This is a genomic window from Agromyces ramosus (genome assembly GCF_004216665.1).
GTDB classification, from domain to species: domain Bacteria; phylum Actinomycetota; class Actinomycetes; order Actinomycetales; family Microbacteriaceae; genus Agromyces; species Agromyces ramosus.
Window position 1 is genome coordinate 192,500 of sequence record NZ_SGWY01000003.1, and the last position, 17,837, is coordinate 210,336.

The 17,837-nt window shown below is 70.6% G+C and carries 14 protein-coding genes; 6 read left to right on the forward strand and 8 right to left on the reverse strand.

The features are described 5' to 3' along the window. Positions 1 to 9: 9 nt before the first annotated feature. Positions 10 to 936, reverse strand: a complete 927-nt coding sequence (locus EV187_RS12800) for a S1C family serine protease (RefSeq protein ID WP_130353469.1) — start codon at positions 934 to 936, stop codon at positions 10 to 12. A 168-nt stretch (positions 937 to 1,104) separates the two neighbouring features. Here EV187_RS12800 and EV187_RS12805 point away from each other — a divergent pair, with 168 nt between their 5' ends. After that, the gene (locus EV187_RS12805) at positions 1,105 to 2,547 is read left to right on the forward strand and encodes a metallopeptidase domain-containing protein (RefSeq protein WP_130353470.1); all 1,443 of its coding nucleotides are present in this window, start codon (positions 1,105 to 1,107) and stop codon (positions 2,545 to 2,547) included. Here EV187_RS12805 and EV187_RS12810 read toward each other — a convergent pair whose 3' ends face one another. From EV187_RS12810 to EV187_RS12830, 5 genes are all read right to left on the reverse strand, one after another. Continuing rightward, complete coding sequence (locus EV187_RS12810) at positions 2,548 to 3,336, reverse strand: SURF1 family protein (RefSeq protein ID WP_242609598.1); 789 nt, start codon at positions 3,334 to 3,336, stop codon at positions 2,548 to 2,550. It abuts the gene before it with no gap. Further along, a complete protein-coding gene (locus EV187_RS12815) occupies positions 3,336 to 3,836 on the reverse strand; it encodes a cation:proton antiporter regulatory subunit (protein WP_130353471.1) in 501 nt (166 codons plus the stop codon). Before EV187_RS12815 ends, EV187_RS12810 begins: the two co-directional genes overlap by 1 nt. 53 nt (positions 3,837 to 3,889) lie before the next feature. After that, positions 3,890 to 5,635 (reverse strand): glycerol-3-phosphate dehydrogenase/oxidase, encoded by a 1,746-nt coding sequence (locus EV187_RS12820; protein WP_130353472.1) that lies wholly within the window; start codon positions 5,633 to 5,635, stop codon positions 3,890 to 3,892. 110 nt (positions 5,636 to 5,745) lie between these two features. After that, a complete protein-coding gene (locus EV187_RS12825) occupies positions 5,746 to 6,870 on the reverse strand; it encodes a GuaB3 family IMP dehydrogenase-related protein (protein ID WP_130353473.1) in 1,125 nt (374 codons plus the stop codon). Positions 6,871 to 6,916: 46 nt separating this feature from the next. Beyond that, positions 6,917 to 8,617, reverse strand: coding sequence for an ABC-F family ATP-binding cassette domain-containing protein (locus tag EV187_RS12830; RefSeq protein WP_130353474.1), 1,701 nt, complete (start codon positions 8,615 to 8,617; stop codon positions 6,917 to 6,919). Between the two features lie 113 nt (positions 8,618 to 8,730). Here EV187_RS12830 and EV187_RS12835 point away from each other — a divergent pair, with 113 nt between their 5' ends. Then, the gene (locus tag EV187_RS12835; protein ID WP_130353475.1) at positions 8,731 to 9,897 is read left to right on the forward strand and encodes a MalY/PatB family protein; all 1,167 of its coding nucleotides are present in this window, start codon (positions 8,731 to 8,733) and stop codon (positions 9,895 to 9,897) included. 214 nt (positions 9,898 to 10,111) lie between these two features. Here EV187_RS12835 and guaB read toward each other — a convergent pair whose 3' ends face one another. Then, the gene (gene guaB, locus EV187_RS12840) at positions 10,112 to 11,614 is read right to left on the reverse strand and encodes an IMP dehydrogenase (protein ID WP_130353476.1); all 1,503 of its coding nucleotides are present in this window, start codon (positions 11,612 to 11,614) and stop codon (positions 10,112 to 10,114) included. Between the two features lie 280 nt (positions 11,615 to 11,894). Here guaB and EV187_RS12845 point away from each other — a divergent pair, with 280 nt between their 5' ends. From EV187_RS12845 to EV187_RS12860, 4 genes are read left to right on the forward strand one after another with little or no spacing between them, the layout of a single operon-like run. Beyond that, positions 11,895 to 13,169 (forward strand): ABC transporter permease subunit, encoded by a 1,275-nt coding sequence (locus EV187_RS12845; RefSeq protein ID WP_423190896.1) that lies wholly within the window; start codon positions 11,895 to 11,897, stop codon positions 13,167 to 13,169. Between the two features lie 15 nt (positions 13,170 to 13,184). Continuing rightward, positions 13,185 to 14,165 carry a branched-chain amino acid ABC transporter permease gene (locus EV187_RS12850; RefSeq protein ID WP_130354066.1) on the forward strand — a complete coding sequence of 327 codons (981 nt, stop codon included), beginning with the start codon at positions 13,185 to 13,187 and terminating at the stop codon, positions 14,163 to 14,165. Then, on the forward strand, positions 14,155 to 15,066 hold the full coding sequence (locus tag EV187_RS12855) for an ABC transporter ATP-binding protein (RefSeq protein WP_130353477.1): 912 nt from the start codon (positions 14,155 to 14,157) through the stop codon (positions 15,064 to 15,066). Before EV187_RS12850 ends, EV187_RS12855 begins: the two co-directional genes overlap by 11 nt. Further along, the gene (locus tag EV187_RS12860) at positions 15,053 to 15,820 is read left to right on the forward strand and encodes an ABC transporter ATP-binding protein (RefSeq protein ID WP_130353478.1); all 768 of its coding nucleotides are present in this window, start codon (positions 15,053 to 15,055) and stop codon (positions 15,818 to 15,820) included. Before EV187_RS12855 ends, EV187_RS12860 begins: the two co-directional genes overlap by 14 nt. A gap of 498 nt (positions 15,821 to 16,318) precedes the next feature. On the opposite strand, the gene EV187_RS12865 is transcribed toward EV187_RS12860, so the two are convergent. Then, positions 16,319 to 17,611, reverse strand: coding sequence for an ABC transporter substrate-binding protein (locus EV187_RS12865; protein WP_130353479.1), 1,293 nt, complete (start codon positions 17,609 to 17,611; stop codon positions 16,319 to 16,321). Positions 17,612 to 17,837 lie beyond the last annotated feature (226 nt).

The following is a 17,837-nucleotide window of genomic DNA, read 5'->3' on the forward strand; positions in this document are numbered from 1 at the left end:
GGGTCCAGTCTACGGCGCGTCGACGAGCTCCCGGGGCACGACGAAGACGTCGACGAGCGCCCCGTTGCGCCACACGGTCATCTCCACCTGCCGGTCGATCGCGTCCTCGACCATGAGGCGCTGGATCGACGTGGAGGTCACGACGTCATTGCCGTCGAGCGACACGACGATGTCGCCGCGGTGCACGCCGGCGAGTTCGGCCGGACTGCCGGACGCGACGCCCGCCACCTGCAGCCCGGTCGGCGAGCCGATCCGTGCGGCGAGCTCGGGTGCGAGCTGCACACGCGCACCGACGATGCCGAGCCACGCCCGCCGCACGCGGCCGCTCCGGGTGAGGGTCGCGATGATGTCGCGCGTGGCTCGGTTGATCGGCACGGCCAGCCCGAGTCCGATGCCGGCCACGGCGGTGTTCACGCCGACCATCCGTCCGCGGCCGTCGGCGAGCACGCCGCCCGAGTTGCCGGGGTTCAGCGCGGCATCCGTCTGGATCACCTCATCGATGACCCGCCCGGATGCGGTGGGCAGCGACCGCCCGAGGTTCGACACGATGCCGGCGGTCACGCTGCCGGCCAGGCCCATGGGGTTGCCGAGCGCCACCACGAGCTGGCCCACGCTGAGGCCGGCGGCATCGCCGAGCGGCACCGGCGGCGGCACCGTGCCGCGGGCCCGCAGCACTGCGAGGTCGGAGAGCACGTCGCGCCCGACCACGTCGACGGCCACCGCGGTGCCGTCGGCGAACGTCGCCTCGACCGACCGGGCGCCGACGACGACGTGGGCGCTGGTCAGCAGCACGCCGTCGTCGGAGATGACGCTCGCGCTTCCGGCGCCCTCGCCCCGCGACGTGCGCACCGCGAGGCTCGCCACACTCGGCAGCACCTCGCGCGCGACGCGGGTGACGACCGCCGAGTAGGCGTCGAGCGGGTCTTCGCTGGTCACACGGAAATGATCGCGCCGCCGCGACGTGCCATGGCCGGAGTTCGCCGCGGGCGGAACATCCGCGGATCCCGGCGGAACCCGCGTGCGGGCGTCGTTCGCCCCGAACTGGGACTGCCCCCACCCGCGACCCGCGGATACGCTCTGAGGCGACCCGAGGATGGGAGCGTCATGCGCTCACGCATCGTTGCACTGTCCGCGTCGCTCCTGCTCGGCGCAGCGTTCGCATCGGCCGGCATCGTGCTCGGGGCGCCCGCTGCGACCGGGGCTGAGGCGGCCGGACTGCTCCCCGCCGATTCGTGCAAGGTCGAGTCCATCAACTTCTCCATGCAGCAGGGATTCCCAGGCCACTTCAGCGCGGCGAGGTCCGTCGGGACCGTGCGCGCCCAGGCACTCTTCGTCGACTTCCCGGACCAGCGGATCGACGACCCGGCCAACGAGATGATGCCGATCTACCAACGCATCATGGAGCAGGAGACGGCGGTGCTGGAGGCGCAGTCCGGCGGTCGCCTCGACATCGAGGTGGAGACGCACGAGACGTGGATGACCCTGCCCGACCCGACGAGCGCGTATCCGCCGGCTGCGGGCGGCGGATGGGCGGGCGACTCCATGACGAAGATCACGACCGAGGCGGTCCGCCTGGCGGATCCGGTCGTCGACTTCGCGACGATCGACGTGATCTGGGTGTTCCACCTCTCGAACCCCTCCCTCGCACGGCGAGCGTCTGCCGACAACGACCTCAGACTCGAGGCCGACGGCCGCTCCCTCACTCGGCATGTGGTCATGTCGACCAGCTACCTCCCGAACACCATCGTGCACGAGACCGGGCATACCCTCGGCCTCCCCGACCTCTACGACGTCGAGGCGTCCAACCTTCCCCAGGAGGACCCGTCGCGCACCCTCCGCTTCATCGGTCAGTGGGACCCCATGAGCGACGCGGACAGTCGAACCCAGTTCACCGGCTGGACGCTCTGGCGGCTCGGCTGGATCGATGATCATCAGGTGCGCTGCGTCGATCCGTCGATTCCGACGGAGGTCACGCTCCATGCGGTCGAGGACCGTGCGGAGGCAGCGCTCGCCGTCGTGAGGACGGAACAGTTCCGAGGCGTGGCGATCGAGTCACGACATCCCGAGCCCGCGCCGCAGAGCGATTTTCCCGATCAGCAGGCCGGGGTGCTGATCTACGTCGTGCAGGGCGACACCACGAGCGGACAGGTGATCGCGCAGTCGGCCGACGGACGAGAACGCCTGACCGACCCGGAGTCCATGAACGCGATCACGCTCCTGCCGGGGGACCGGTACACGGATCCCGACGGGGGCTTCACGGTGACCGTGCTCGTGCACGCCGGCATGTCGGACACGGTCCGCATCGAACCGGTCGGTCAACCGACCGGTTCGCCGGTCGATCCCGACGACGCGGCCGTGCCGGACGACGTGCGTGCGACGCCCGCGGCCGGTTCGGTCGCAACCCTGCCACCCACCGGAGCGGACCCGAACCCGGCGGTCGTCCTCTCGTTCGGACTGCTGGCGATCGGACTCCCCATCGTCGTCGCGGTGCGAGCGCGGCGCCGCGTCAGCGGTGCGGAACCACGGCATCGGGGCGCGAAGCGCTGACTACCGCTGCGCGTCCGCGGGTCGCGCTGCGGACAGATCGGCGGTCTCGTCGCGCTCGCGCTCCACCGCATCGCGGACGAGCCGGTACCAGAGGAAGATCGCGAACCCGGCGAACACCACCCACTCGATCGCGTAGAACACGTTCAGCCAGTTGAGCTCGGCGGTCACCTCGGGCGGCGGCGACACGATGGCCTCGAGCCCGGCGACCGGCTCGGTGGCGGTCACGTAGGCGAAGTACACGGGTCGATCGTCGTAGTCGGCCCAGACGTTGATGAGCTGGGCGACGGCGACGGTCGTCATCGAGAACGGGTCCGCGTCGTCGGCGGGCACGATGGGCGCCTCGCTCGGCAGGAAGCGTCCGACGACCGTGACCTCGTCGCCGGCGGCGGCGTCGAACCGCTCGGCCGCCTCCCGCGCGGTCTCCCGGTCGGCGGCCCAGCCGAGGGCGACGGGCAGGCCGCCCGGCGTGGCATCCGTCACCTCGAGGTGCGCGACGGGCCAGTAGCCGGCCACGCCGTCGTTGAGGCGGCCCTCGACGATCACGGTGTCGCCCGGCACGAAGGTGCCGGTGACCTCGACGCGCTGGCCGGTCGCGGCCTGCTCGGTGGGCCCGTCGGGTTCCGCGACGTCGGCGAGCGGACGCACCTCCTCCGTCGGCCGCACCTGCACGACGGCCTGCTCCACCGCGCGATCGAGCTGCCACTGGCCGAGCAGCGCGAACCCGGCGGCGATCCCGAGCGCGAGGAGGAGCGCGAGCACCCAACGCGGGCGCAGCATCATCTGGAGCATCAGGCCTCGGCGTCTCCAGCGACCCCGCGGCGGATCGCCCGGAACACCGCCTCGATGCCCTCGGTGGGCCCGACCGCGACGATCGTGTCGCCCGGCTGCACGACGAAGTCCGCCGAGGGCGACGGGTGCGCGTGGTCGTCGCGCACCACGGCGACGAGCGCGACGCCGGATGCCGCAGGCACCTCGCCGAGCCGATGCCCGGCCAGCGCGTCGTCATCGTCGACCGTGACCCAGTCGATCGGCACGCCGGGCAGCTCGTCGAGCTCCGCGATGGACTCCACGATGCGCGTGCCGCCGAGGAGCTCGGCGAGCGCGTGCGCCTCCTCCTCGTCGAGCCGCACGGTGATCGCCTCGTCGTCGCCGCGCGCTCCGGCGGGGCGGCTCACGAGGTCGCTGGAGCCGGTGCGGTGCGCGACGACCGCGACCTCCACGCCGTCGGACGTCGTGATGGAGTGCAGCACGCCGACCCCGGGGAGGGTGACCCGGCGGACATCAACCATGGCGCGGACTCCTCGGTCTCGAGTGCGTCGCGCCCCAGTCTATCCGCGCCGGCTCAGTCCACCTTCACGATGTCGGGCGCCTCGAGCCGCACGCGGTCGGCCGAGGCGTCATCGGGCTGCTCCTGCGACGCGCGCTCGGCCGCGACGCGCTGCAGGTACCGCTCGACCTCGAGCGCCTCGCGCGCCTCGTCCCACCCGAGCACGCCCGCCATCAGCCGCGCCGCGACCGGCGCGGCGGAGACGCCGCGGTCCCACGCCTCGATCGAGATGCGCGTGCGCCGGGCGAGCACGTCGTCGAGGTGCAGCGCGCCCTCGTGCGAGGCCGCGTAGACGACCTCGGCGCCGAGGTAGTCGTCGGCGCCAGGGAGCGGCTCGCCGAGCGCGGCATCCGCCCTGATGAGGTCGAGCAGCTCGTCGGTCATCGTGCCGTAGCGGTTGAGCAGGTGCTCGATGCGCACCTTGTGCACGCCGAACGCGCGGGCGATCTTGCCGCGCTTGTTCCACGCGGCCTGATAGCCCTCGGCGCCCAGCAGCGGGATGTCCTGGGTCGTCGACGGCGGCACGCGGCCGTCCATCGCGTCGGCGGCCGCGTCGATCGCGTCCTTGGCCATCACCCGGTAGGTGGTCCACTTGCCGCCCGCGACGACGACGAGGCCCGGCACGGTGTGCGCCACGATGTGCTCGCGCGAGAGCTTCGAGGTCTGGTCGCTCTCGCCGGCGAGCAGCGGGCGCAGTCCGGCGAAGACGCCCTCGACGTCCTCCCGGCTCAGCGGCACCGCGAGCACCGCGTTCACGTGCTCGAGCAGGTAGTCGATGTCGGCGGCGGTGGCGGCCGGATGCGCCTTGTCGAGGTTCCAGTCGGTGTCGGTCGTGCCGATGAGCCAGTGCCGGCCCCAGGGGATCACGAAGAGCACGCTCTTCTCGGTGCGGAAGATCATGCCCATGGCCGACTGGATGCGGTCGCGGGGCACCACGAGGTGGATGCCCTTCGAGGCGCGCACCTTGAACGTGCCGCGCTCGCCCACCATGCGCTGCGTGTCGTCCGTCCAGACGCCGGTCGCGTTCACGACCTGCTTCGCGCGCACCTCGAAGCGCTCGTCGGTCTGCAGGTCGTGCGCCTTCACGCCGACGACCCGCTCCCCCACCTTGACGAACCCCTCGACCTTCACCCGGCTCGCGACGTGCGCGCCGTAGAAGCTCGCCGTGCGCGCGAGGCTGGCCACGTACCGGGCGTCGTCGACCTGCGCGTCGTAGTACGTGATGCCGCCGACGAGCACGTCGTTGGACAGCGAGGGGATGGCGCGCATGACCTGCCGCTTCGACAGGTGCCGGTGGTGCGGGACGCCCGGGGGCCGACCGCCGGTGTAGCTGAAGACGTCGTAGAGCATCATGCCGGCGCCCACGTAGACGCGCTCGAAGATGCGGCGCTGCACGGGGTAGAGGAACCGCACGGGCTTGACCAGGTGCGGGGCGATGCGCTGCAGCAGCAGGCCGCGTTCGATGAGCGCCTCGCGCACGAGTCGGAAGTCGAGCTGCTCGAGATAGCGGATGCCGCCGTGCACGAGCTTCGACGAACGGCTCGACGTGCCCGACGCCCAGTCGCGCGCCTCGAGCAGCCCCGTCGAGAGCCCTCGGGTGACGGCGTCGAGCGCTGCCCCGGTGCCGACGATGCCCCCGCCCACCACGAGGATGTCGAGCTCCTTCTCCTTGAGCCGCGCGAGCGCGGCGTCACGTTCCTCGGGCCCCAGCTTCGTCGAACGCGTCACCGACTTGCGCGGCGCCGACCTCTGTGTCGCCATCGTCGTTCCCCATCCCCGCGGTGCCACGAGACGACCGCGTGATCCGTTCCCACGCTACCCGAGGGGGTGTGCCGGATGCCACGGACGCGCAGGGGGTTGTGGAGACGGGCTCAGGCGCCCTGGTACGGCGCGACGACGACCTCGACGCGCTGGAACTCCTTGAGGTCGGAGTACCCGGTCGTCGCCATCGAGCGCCGGAGCGCGCCGATGAGGTTGCCGGTGCCGTCGGCGCCGGGCGCCGGGCCGTAGAGCACCTCCTCGAGCGATGCCACCTGGCCCACGTGCACGCGCTGCCCGCGCGGGAGCTTGGAGTGGTGCGCCTCGGCGCCCCAGTGATAGCCGCCGCCCGGGGCGTCGGTGGCCCGGGCCAGCGCCGCCCCGAGCATGACGGCGTCGGCGCCGCAGGCGATCGCCTTCACGATGTCGCCGGACTTGCCCACGCCGCCGTCGGCGATCACGTGCACGTACCGGCCGCCGGACTCGTCGAGGTAGTCGCGGCGCGCCCCCGCGACATCCGCCACCGCCGTGGCCATCGGCGCGTGGATGCCGAGCGTCGCGCGCGTGGTGGATGCGGCACCGCCGCCGAAGCCGACGAGCACGCCCGCCGCGCCCGTGCGCATGAGGTGCAGTGCCGCGGTGTAGGTGGCCGCGCCGCCCACGATCACGGGCACGTCGAGCTCGTAGATGAACTTCTTGAGGTTCAACGGCTCCTGGTTCTTCGAGACGTGCTCGGCCGAGACCGTCGTGCCTCGGATCACGAAGAGGTCGACGCCGGCGGCGACGACGGTCTCGTACAGCTCCTGGGTGCGCTGGGGCGAGAGCGCGCCGGCCACGGTGACGCCCGCGGAGCGGATCTCGGCCAGCCGGGCGGTGACCAGGTCGGGCTTGATCGGCTCGGCGTAGAGCTGCTGCATCCGCGCGGTCGCCCGGTCGGGCTCGAGGTTGCGGATCTCGGCGAGCACGGGCTCGGGATCCTCGTACCGGGTCCACAGGCCCTCGAGGTCGAGCACCCCGAGGCCGCCGAGCTGGCCCATCATGATCGCCGTGCGGGGCGAGACCACCGAGTCCATCGGCGCCGCGAGGAACGGGATGTCGAACTGGTAGGCGTCGATCGACCAGCCGACCGAGACGTCCTCGGGGTCGCGCGTGCGCCGGCTGGGCACGATGGCGATGTCGTCGAACGCGTAGACGCGACGGCCCCGCTTGGAACGGCCGATCTCGATCTCCTGGGTCACCCGTCAACCCTAGCGAACCCGCCCCGCCGCCGCCCGGCGACGGGCGTCACCGGGCTCGGACGACGCGCGACTCGTCCCAGACCGGGGCATCCGCCTCGACCACCTCGCCGTCGGAGCGGAACACCACGAACCGATCGAAGCTACGAGCGAACCAGCGGTCGTGGGTCACCCCCAGCACCGTGCCGTCGAAGCGCGAGAGGGCGTCCTCGAGCGCCTCGGCCGAGACGAGGTCGAGGTTGTCGGTGGGCTCGTCCAGCAGCAGCAGGGTCACGCCCGAGAGCTCGAGCAGCAGGATCTGCATGCGCGCCTGCTGGCCGCCCGACAGGGACTCGAAGCGCTGCTGGGCGGATGCCGCGAGCCCGTACCGGTCGAGCGCCGAGCTGGCCGCCTCACGGGCCATGCCCTCGCGGTTGGCGTCGCCGCGATGCAGGATCTCGAGCAGGGTGCGCCCGTGGAACTCGGGATGCTCGTGGTTCTGCGCGAACCAGCCGGGCACCACTCGGGCGCCGAGCGCTGCGCGCCCCGCGTGCGGCACGCGCGCGAGCGTCTCGCCCACCGTGGTCACGTGCCCGAGCGTGCGGTCGGGCTCGGTGCCGCCGCCGGCGAGCAGTCGCAGGAAGTGCGACTTGCCCGAGCCGTTCGAGCCGAGCACCGCGACCCGGTCGCCGTACCAGACCTCGAGGTCGAACGGCTTCATCAGGCCCGTGAGCTCGAGGCGCTCGCAGACCACGGCACGCTTGCCGGTACGCGATCCGCGCAGCCGCATCGACACCGCCTGCGCCGGAGGGCGCTCCTCGGGCGGGCCCGCCTCCTCGAACTTGCGCAGGCGGGTCACTGCCGCCTGGTAGCGCGACGCCATGCCGTCGTTGTACGTCGCCTTCAGCTTCATGGTGGCGACGAGCTGCTTCAGCGCCGCGTGCTGCTCGTCCCAGCGCCGGCGCAGCTCGTCGAGGCGCGCGAAACGCTCCTCCCGCGCCTCGTGGTAGCCCTCGAAGCCGCCCCCGTGCACCCACGCGGTGTTGCCGGCCGCGCCGAGCTCGAGCGTCACGATGCGGTCGGCGGCGCGCGCGAGCAGCTCCCGGTCGTGCGAGACGAGCAGCACCGTCTTCGGCGTCGCGCGGAGCTCCGCCTCGAGCCAGCGCTTGCCGGGCACGTCGAGCGAGTTGTCGGGCTCGTCGAGCAGCAGCACCTGCTCGGGCCCGCGCAGCAGCGCCTCGAGTGCGAGCCGCTTCTGCTCGCCGCCCGAGAGGGTGCCGAGCTCACGCCACTTCGCCCGCTCGAACGGGATGCCGAGTGCCGCCATCGTGCAGTGGTCCCAGACGACCTCCTGCTCGTAGCCTCCGGCCTCCGCGTACTCGGCGAGCGCCGACGCGTAGCGCATCTGGGTGGCGGTGTCGTCGGTCTCGATGAGCGCGTCCTCGGATGCCTCGAGCTCGATCGCCGCGGCACGGATGCGCGACGGCGCGACCGACACGAGCAGTCCCGCGACCGTCTCGGCCGCGCCGGGCGCCGTGCGTCCGGTGCCCACGAACTGGTCCATCACCCCGAGGCCGCCGTCGACCTGCACGCTGCCCTCGTCGGCCCGCAGGTCGCCGCGGATGATCCGCAGCAGCGTCGACTTGCCCGCGCCGTTCGCGCCGATGAGCGCGGTCGTGCGCCCCTCCGTCACCCGGAAGGCCAGGTCGGCCAGCAGCGGCCGGCCGTCCGGCAGCGAGAAGGAGACGCCGTTGACGTCGATGAAGCCCATGGGGAGTTTTCCGTTCGATCCGCGGCCCGGCCGCACCGCCCCGCGGGCAGCCGATCAGACTACCGCCACGCGGCATCCGTCGCCACCCCGCCCTCGTGGGGCAAGCTGGAGGCATGCAACGCGTCGCCGCCGAACCGCTGGACATCCTCCGCACCCGGACGAGTGCGAAATGGCGGAGCTTCCCGCCGGACGTACTGCCGCTGCCGGTCGCCGAGATGGACTATCCGCTCGCCGAGCCGATCGCCCACGCGCTGCACGCCGCCGTCGACCGCTCGGACACCGGGTACTCGTCGGGCAGCCGCCCCGTGGCGGAGGCGTTCCAGGGCTTCGCCGCCACCCGGCTCGGCTGGGACGTCGACCCCGCCCGGGTGACCTGCACGGCCGACGTGAGCCTCGGCAACGTCGAGGTGCTCCGGCGCGTCACGCAGCCGGGCGACGGGGTCGTCATCACGTCGCCGGTGTACTACCCGTTCTTCGACCTGCTCCCCGAGGCGGGATGCGCGGTCGTCGACGTGCCGCTGCTCGGCGGGATCGACGAGGGCTGGTCGCTCGACCTCGACGGGATCGACGCGGCATTCGCGGCGGGCGCCCGCGCGATGCTGCTGTGCAATCCGCACAACCCGACCGGCACGGTCCCGGATGCCCCGACGCTCGCCGCCCTCGCCGACATCGCCGCCCGCCACGACGTGACGATCGTCTCCGACGAGGTGCACGGGCCGCTCGCGCAACCGGCGACGCCGTACACGCCGTTCCTCACGGTGTCGGACGCCGCACGCGAGCACGGCGTCGCCGTCACCGCGGCCACCAAGGCCTTCAACCTCGCCGGGCTCAAGACCGCCCTCATCGTCACGGCGAGCGATCGGGGCGACCGGGTGCGGGCCGCCATGCCGTACGAGGTCGAGTGGCGCATGAGCCAGTTCGGCGCGATCGCGACCATCGCGGCGTTCCGCGAGGGCGGCCCGTGGCTCGACGGCGTGCTCGCGAGCCTCGACGACAACCGGCGGCTGCTCGCCGACCTGATCGCCGACGAGCTGCCGGGCGTCGGATACCGGATGCCCGACGCGAGCTACCTCGCCTGGCTCGACCTCTCCGCCCTCGGCTGGGGTGACGACCCCGCCGCGTACGCGCTCGAGCACGCCAGGGTCGCCCTCGCGAACGGGCCGAGGTTCGGCGCGATCGCCGGGCGAGGACACGCGCGGCTCAACTTCGCGTGCACGCCGGAGGTGCTGGCGGAGGCGGTGACGCGGCTGGGGGATGCACGGGTGTCGCCGGTCGAGTAGCGCCGAAGGCGCCTATCGAGACCGCAGGTCGAGTAGCGCCGAAGGCGCGTATCGAGACCGCGGTCACGGCGCTTCGCGCCGGCGCTTCGCGGCCGCGGGGCTTGCGTCTCGCGGTCTGCCGCGGCACGCTTCGCGGCGCTGGCGCGCCGCGAGCGCTACGGCTGCCGCCTTTGTGAGGGAGGCGTGTCGCCGCTTCGCGGCGCCACGCCAACCCTCACCGCGTGTAGTTCGGCGCCTCCACGACGATCTGCACGTCGTGCGGGTGCGACTCCTTGAGACCCGCCGGCGTGATCCGCACGAAGCGGCCCTTCACCTTGAGCTCGGGGATGCTGCGGGCGCCCACGTAGAACATCGACTGGCGCAGCCCGCCGACGAGCTGGTAGGCCACGGCCGAGACCGGACCGCGGAACGGCACCTGGCCCTCGATGCCCTCGGGGATCAGCTTGTCGTCCGACGGCACGTCCGCCTGGAAGTAGCGGTCCTTGGAGTACGACGTCTTCTTGCCGCGCGTCTGGAGCGCACCGAGCGACCCCATGCCGCGGTAGGTCTTGAACTGCTTGCCGTTCTGGAAGACCAGCTCGCCCGGGCTCTCGGCCGTGCCGGCGAGGAGCGAGCCGAGCATCACCGTGTCGGCGCCGGCGACGAGGGCCTTCGCGATGTCGCCCGAGTACTGCAGGCCGCCGTCGGCGATGAGCGGCACGCCGGCGGGCCTCGTGGCCTTCGACGCCTCGTAGACCGCCGTGACCTGGGGCACCCCGACGCCGGCGACGACGCGCGTGGTGCAGATCGACCCCGGACCGACGCCGACCTTCACGGCGTCCGCGCCCGCGTCGACGAGCGCCTGCGCACCCTCGCGGGTCGCGACGTTGCCGCCGATCACGTCGATGTGGGCGAACGTCGGGTCGGACTTGAGCCGACGGATGATGTCGAGCACGCCCGCGCTCTCGCCGTTGGCGGTGTCGACGACGAGCACGTCCACGCCGGCGTCGCGGAGGGCCTCTGCGCGCTCCCACGCGTCGCCGAAGAAGCCCATGGCCGCACCGACGCGGAGGCGCCCCTCGGCGTCCTTGGTGGCGTTCGGGTACTGCTCGGACTTGTCGAAGTCCTTCACGGTGATGAGGCCGGTGAGCCGGCCGGCGCCGTCGACGAGCGGCAGCTTCTCGACCTTGTGCTGGGCGAAGATCGCGATGGCCTCGTCGGGGTCCATGCCCACCCGGCCGGTGATCAGCGGCATCTTCGTCATGACGTCGCGCACGAAGGTGGAGGGCTTCTCGAAGTCGGAGACGAAACGCATGTCGCGGTTCGTGATGATGCCGACCAGCACGCCCTCGCCATCGACGACCGGGAGGCCGCTCACGCGGTAGGTGGCGCACAGGTGGTCGACCTCGGCGACGGTCGCGTCGGGCGTCGTCGTCACGGGGTTGGACACCATGCCCGACTCGCTGCGCTTCACCCGGTCGACCATGTCGGCCTGCTCGGCGATGGAGAGGTTGCGATGCAGGATGCCGATACCGCCCTGCCGGGCCATGGCGATCGCCATGCGCGCCTCGGTGACGGTGTCCATCGCGGCCGACAGCAGGGGCGTCGACACCTCGATGCGGCGGGTGAGGCGCGAGGTCGTGTCGGCCTCGCTCGGGATCACGTCGGTGTGACCTGGCAGCAGCAGGACGTCGTCGTAGGTCAGTCCTGTGAATCCGAACGGATCTGCCTGATCCATCTCTCCCCTTCGTTCCGAGTCGTGGGTCGCCCGTGAGTCGAGCGTCTCGACGGGATGCATCAATGTTAAGCGAGTTTGCGCAGCGGGCATTCCCCGGATAACAATCGAGGGCCATTGTGCCTGCGTGTGAAACACATGGGACATAATCGGCACGTACTGTCGACGAGGACGTCGACGGGAAAGACCCGGACCCGAGACGGCCATCAGCCGCGCCGGGACCCTTGGAGGTGCAGTGGAACCCACGCAAACAGTCGCAAGACGGTCACGCGGGAGGTGGCTCATCCTCTTCGGAATCCTGTTGTCCGCACTCACCCTCTCCGGCATCGCAGCGTCCCCTGCGATGGCGGTGACCGGGAGTACGGCGACGGAGGCCGAGGAGTTCGAGTACTTCTTCAGCGGCAACGTGACCTTCGACGACGAGCCATTGGAAGGCGTCCGCATCACGGTCGAGGGCAACGGCTACGACGCGGAGACCGAGACCGACGCCGAAGGCAAGTGGACCATCGGCGTGCCCGAGAAGGCCGAGTACGAGCTCACGCTCGACGAGGACACCCTCCCCGAGGGCGTCGTGGTCGAGGACGGCCAGGCGACCGTGACGGCCGAGTTCGGCCTCACCAACCGCAAGTCGGTGAACTTCTTCCTCGGCGAAGGCCAGCGGGTGACCACCGACATCGCCGCCCAGGTGCTGATCAGAGTGGTCAACGGCCTGAACTTCGGCCTGCTCCTCGCGCTCGCGGCGATCGGCCTCTCGCTGATCTTCGGAACGACGGGCCTGTCGAACTTCGCGCACGCGGAGATGATCACGTTCGGCGCGCTCATGGTGCTCACGTTCGGCGTCGATCTCGCGCTGCCGATCTGGCTGGCGATCATCATCGCCGTCGTACTCAGCGGCGCGCTCGGCTGGACGCTCGACGCGACGATCTGGAAACCGCTCCGGCGGCGCGGCGTCGCGCTGATCCCGCTCATGATCGTGAGCATCGGCCTGTCGCTCGCCCTGCGGTACACGTACCAGTTCTTCTACGGCGGCTCCACCAGGCAGCTGCCGGGCGCGACGATCCCGTCCGACATCCACCTCGGTCCCGTCACGCTCTCGTGGATCGACGTGGCCAGCATGGCCACCTCGATCGTGGTGCTGCTCGCCTTCGCGTTCTTCCTGCTGCGCACCCGCATCGGCAAGGCGACGCGTGCGGTCTCCGACAACCCCAGCCTCGCGGCTGCGAGCGGCATCGACGTCGACCGCGTCATCCGCATCGTCTGGGTCGCCGGCGGCACGCTGGCCGGTCTCTCCGGCATCCTCTGGGCGTACTTCCGGCCCGGCGTCAGCTGGGACATGGGCTTCCAGATCCTGCTGCTCGTCTTCGCCGCGGTCACGCTCGGCGGTCTCGGCACGGCGTTCGGCGCACTCGTGGGCTCGATCATCGTGGGCCTGTTCATCGAGTTGTCGACGCTCTGGCTGCCATCCGACATGAAGTACGTGGGCGCGCTCGTCGTGCTGATCCTCGTGCTGCTGTTCCGACCGCAGGGCATCCTCGGTCGCCGCGAGAGAATCGGCTAAGGAGGACCGACCATGATCGACTGGATTGCGATCTTCTCGAACGCGGCGCAGGAGCTCATCAGCCCCACGACCGCTGCCTACGCCCTGGCCGCCCTCGGCCTGGCGATCCACTTCGGCTACACGGGCCTCCTGAACTTCGGTCAGGCGGGCTTCATGGCCCTCGGTGCCTACGGTTACGCGATCTCCACGCTCTCGTTCGGATTCCCCGTGTGGGCGTCCGTGCTGGTGGGCGTCGGGGCATCCGTGATCTTCGCCCTCATCCTCGGTATCCCGACGCTGCGCCTGCGGGCCGACTACCTCGCGATCGTCACCATCGCGGCGGCGGAGATCCTGCGGCTCATCTTCACGACGAACACGTTCGACTCCCTCACGGGATCGGCGAGCGGCCTGCAGGGGTACAAGGGCGGCTTCGCCGACCTGAACCCCATCCCGCCGGGCACGTACGGCTTCGGACCCTTCACGTACAACGCGTACGACTGGTGGATCCGGATCGTGGGCTGGACCCTCGTCGTGATCTTCGCGCTGCTCACCTGGCTGATCATGCGCAGCCCGTGGGGCCGCGTCATCAAGGGCATCCGCGAGGATGAGGACGCCGTGCGCGCCCTCGGCAAGAACGTGTACTCCTACAAGATGCAGAGCCTCATCCTCGGTGGCGTGTACGGCACCCTCGCGGGCATGATCTTCATCCTGCCGCGAGCGGTGGTGCCGGCCAACTACCAGACGTCGCTCACGTTCTTCATCTACGCGATCCTGCTCCTCGGCGGGGCCGCGACGATCCTCGGACCGGTCATCGGCTCGATGATCTTCTGGGTGCTGCTGTCCTTCTTCTCGGGCTTCGTCGCCCGAGCGGTGGAGGCGGGCTGGTTCCCCTTCATGACGCAGGTGCAAGCCGGTCAGCTTCGGTTCATCCTGGTCGGGGTGGCGATTATGCTGATTGTCATCTTCAGGCCTCAGGGCATCTTCGGAAACAAGAAGGAGCTGGCCTTTGTCAAGTGACGTCACTCCCACGGCCAAGCCGGTGAAGACCACCGGCCTCCACGTCGGCGACGCCGGCCCGGGTGTCCGCAAGGTCGACCCGATCCTCATCGCCGACGGCGTCAAGCGCACCTTCGGCGGCCTCACCGCCGTCGATGTCGCCCACGTCGAGGTCCCACGCGGAGCGATCACGGCCCTCATCGGTCCGAACGGCGCCGGCAAGACCACGTTCTTCAACCTGCTCACGGGCTTCGACAAGCCCGACGAGGGCAAGTGGGAGTTCGACGGTCGATCGCTCGCGCACGTCCCCGCGTACCGGGTGGCCCGCATGGGGCTCATCCGCACCTTCCAGCTGACCAAGGCGCTCGGCCTGCTCACCGTCATGGACAACATGAAGCTCGGCGCGAAGAGCCAGACGGGAGAGAACCTGTTCCGTTCGGTCCTGCCGTTCCTCTGGCGCAAGCAGGAGGACGGGATCGAGGAGAAGGCGGTCGAGCTGCTCACGCGGTTCAAGCTCGAGCCCAAGAAGGACGACTACGCGGCGAGCCTCTCGGGCGGGCAGCGGAAGCTCCTCGAGATGGCCAGGGCGCTCATGAGCGACCCGACGCTGGTGATGCTCGACGAGCCGATGGCGGGCGTCAACCCGGCGCTCACGCAGTCGCTGCTCGACCACATCCTCGACCTGAAGTCGCAGGGCATGACCGTGCTCTTCGTCGAGCACGACATGCACATGGTCCGCCACATCGCCGACTGGGTGATCGTGATGGCCGAGGGCCAGATCGTCGCGGAGGGCGACCCGCACACCGTGATGCAGGATCCCGCCGTGATCGACGCCTATCTCGGCGCCCACCACGACGCCGACCTCGGGATCGACACCGAGCATGTCGAGGTACTGAAGGAGCTCATCGATGACGAACAGTGAACCCACCGCAGCTGCGGTGCTCGACCCGGTGGCCGAGCCCGTCGTCGAGGTCGACGCCGTCACGGCCGGCTACCTGCCCGGCGTGAACATCCTCAACGCGTGCTCCCTCATCGCACGACAGGGCGAGCTCATCGGCATCATCGGCCCGAACGGCGCCGGCAAGTCGACGCTGCTCAAGTCGATCTTCGGACTCGTGAAGGTGCGCGAGGGCACGATCAAGCTGAACGGCGAGGAGATCACGAACCTCAAGGCGAACAAGCTCGTCTCCAAGGGCGTCGGCTTCGTGCCGCAGACGAACAACGTGTTCCCCTCGCTCACCATCCAGGAGAACCTCGAGATGGGCATGTTCCAGAAGCCCAAGGGGCTGAAGGAGCGGCTCGAGTTCGTCACCGAGATCTTCCCCGAACTCGGCAAGCGACTCGGACAGCGCGCCGGATCGCTCTCCGGCGGTGAACGCCAGATGGTCGCCATGTCGCGCGCGCTCATGATGGGCCCGCACGTGATGCTCCTCGACGAGCCCTCCGCGGGCCTGTCGCCGGTGCGCCAGGACGAGGCCTTCCTGCGCGTCAAGGAGATCAACCGCGCGGGCGTGACCACCATCATGGTCGAGCAGAACGCCCGCCGCTGCCTGCAGATCTGCGACCGCGGCTACGTGCTCGACCAGGGTCACGATGCCTACACCGGCACCGGACGGGACCTGCTGAACGACCCCAAGGTGATCGGCCTCTACCTGGGCACGCTCGGCCAGGACTGACCGACGACGACCACGAAGGGGGCGGATGCTGCGGCATCCGCCCCCTTCGCGTTGTCCCCCATCCGCCGCCCGCACGTCGCGTCGGCTTCCGGTCCGACGTCGCTCACGGGCAGCGGATGCGGGCCACGTCGCCGATCAGCGCCTCCTGCAGGACGACGGGCACGTTGGTGCCGCGGAGACCCCGCGGGGACCGACGCCCGACGGACGATGGCACGACGCGCGTGCGCTCGCGGACGCCCGCGTGGCCTGGGAACCACCCGGTGGCCCAGGGCGGCAGTGGCGTTCGTCCCCGGCGTCTGCGTCCCGCGGCGCGCCCGAGGAAGCGGACGGAGCGGTGGTCGCCCGCTGCTCGAACCCCACATGCGCTGCGCCTCGTGCACCGGTCGACGAGCCGGTCCCGTCACCGATCGAAGCTGTCCCCCGATCTCGAGTTCCGGCCGGATCCCGGGCACGCGAAAGGGCCCCGGCCGAAGCCGGGGCCCTTCCAGACGTGACCTACTAGTTGATGCGCGAGTAGGTGTTGTCTTCGGCGTACTCGTAGATGCCGATGGTGGCCTCGGTCGGGTCACCGTTCTCGTCGAGTCCGATCGGGCCGGACGGGCCGTCCCAGTCGATCTGCTCGCCATCGGCGAGGAGGGCGGCGGCGTCGGCGAAGGAGGAGACCTTCTCGCCGTCACCGGTGCCGCCCGACACCTGTCGGAGGTACTCGGCGATGTCGGCACCCTCGGTGCTGTTGGCCGCGTAGGCCGCGAGGGCGATCAGCATCGTGGCGTCGTACGACTCGGGGCCGTAGCTGAAGTCGGCCAGCGCGGGGTCGACACCGAGCAGCTGCTCGCGGAAGTCGTCCTCGAGCTTCGGGCCGGGCAGCGTGCCCTTCGAGCCGGCGATCAGGCCCGGCGCGAAGTCCGGGCTGTAGTCCGCCAGGTTGCCGTCGACGAAGTAGAGCTGGTCGCCGGGGTAGCCCGAACCGACGAGCGCCGGGACGACGACCTTGGCCTCATCGAACGTGATGACCGCCACGGCGTCGGGGTTGGCCGCGTTGATCGCGGACAGCTGCGCGTCGAAGTTCGAGTCGCCCGTGTTGAAGAGCTCCTCGGCCACGACCTCGCCACCAGCAGCCTCGAACGCCTCGGTGGTCGCGGCCGCGAGGCCGGTGCCGTAGGGGTCGTTCAGGACGAGGAGGCCGAGCGTCGATGCGCCGTCCTCCGCGATCAGGTTGCCGAGCACCTCACCCTGGAGGAGGTCGGACGGCGCGGTACGGAAGTACAGGCCGCTGTCCTCGTAGTCGGTGAAGTCGGGCGACGTGTTGGCGGGCGAGAACTGCACGACGCCTGCCGACGTGATCTGGTCGATGACCGTGAAGGAGACACCCGACGACGCAGCGCCGACGATGGCCGAGACGTCCTGCGAGAGGAGGTCGGTCACCGAGACGGTCGCGATGTCGGTCGTGGTGTCGCCGGAGTCGCGGTAGATGACCTCGACGTTGATTCCGAGGTCGGCCTCGTTGATCTGCTGCGCCGCGAGCTCGACTCCGGCCTCCTCGGGCGGGCCGAGGAAGGCGAGCGTTCCACTCTGCGGAAGGATCGTGCCGATCTTGAGAGTGAGGTCTCGTTCGCCGGCCTCGACGGGCAGGGCGTCGCCGGCGGCCTCGGTCGGTTCTTCCGATTCGGCGGGGGCCGGGGCACCCGAACTGCACGCAGTGAGGAGGAGGGCGCTGACGCCGGCGAGGGCGACTCCCGTCCATGCTGCGCGAGCCGAGCGCGAGGCCGTGGCCTTCGCGAATACGCTCATGTTGCTCCTTGGGACTGAAGGATTGGTACACAAAGCAGCGCCTGATGACGCCGTGTGTTTGACAGTATTGCGCCCCCAAGGCGGAAACAAGTCACCGCGGTCACAACCGTGTAACACCACAGGAATCGTTACCTTGCCGACACCTTCCCCTGCAGGCGCGCACGGAATCGTCGTGCCGAGGCCGCACGACGCTCGGATCGCGCGTGGCCCCCGTCGGGGTGCCATG

Bases quoted from the DNA above. Each gene is read 5' to 3' on its own strand.
- EV187_RS12865 (WP_130353479.1), bottom strand. From the start codon at position 17,611: ATGAGCGTATTCGCGAAGGCCACGGCCTCGCGCTCGGCTCGCGCAGCA.
- EV187_RS12815 (WP_130353471.1), bottom strand. From the start codon at position 3,836: ATGGTTGATGTCCGCCGGGTCACCCTCCCCGGGGTCGGCGTGCTGCAC.
- guaB (WP_130353476.1), bottom strand. From the start codon at position 11,614: ATGGATCAGGCAGATCCGTTCGGATTCACAGGACTGACCTACGACGAC.
- EV187_RS12835 (WP_130353475.1), top strand. From the start codon at position 8,731: ATGCAACGCGTCGCCGCCGAACCGCTGGACATCCTCCGCACCCGGACG.
- EV187_RS12830 (WP_130353474.1), bottom strand. From the start codon at position 8,617: ATGGGCTTCATCGACGTCAACGGCGTCTCCTTCTCGCTGCCGGACGGC.
- EV187_RS12810 (WP_242609598.1), bottom strand. From the start codon at position 3,336: ATGCTCCAGATGATGCTGCGCCCGCGTTGGGTGCTCGCGCTCCTCCTC.
- EV187_RS12820 (WP_130353472.1), bottom strand. From the start codon at position 5,635: ATGGCGACACAGAGGTCGGCGCCGCGCAAGTCGGTGACGCGTTCGACG.
- EV187_RS12805 (WP_130353470.1), top strand. From the start codon at position 1,105: ATGCGCTCACGCATCGTTGCACTGTCCGCGTCGCTCCTGCTCGGCGCA.
- EV187_RS12860 (WP_130353478.1), top strand. From the start codon at position 15,053: ATGACGAACAGTGAACCCACCGCAGCTGCGGTGCTCGACCCGGTGGCC.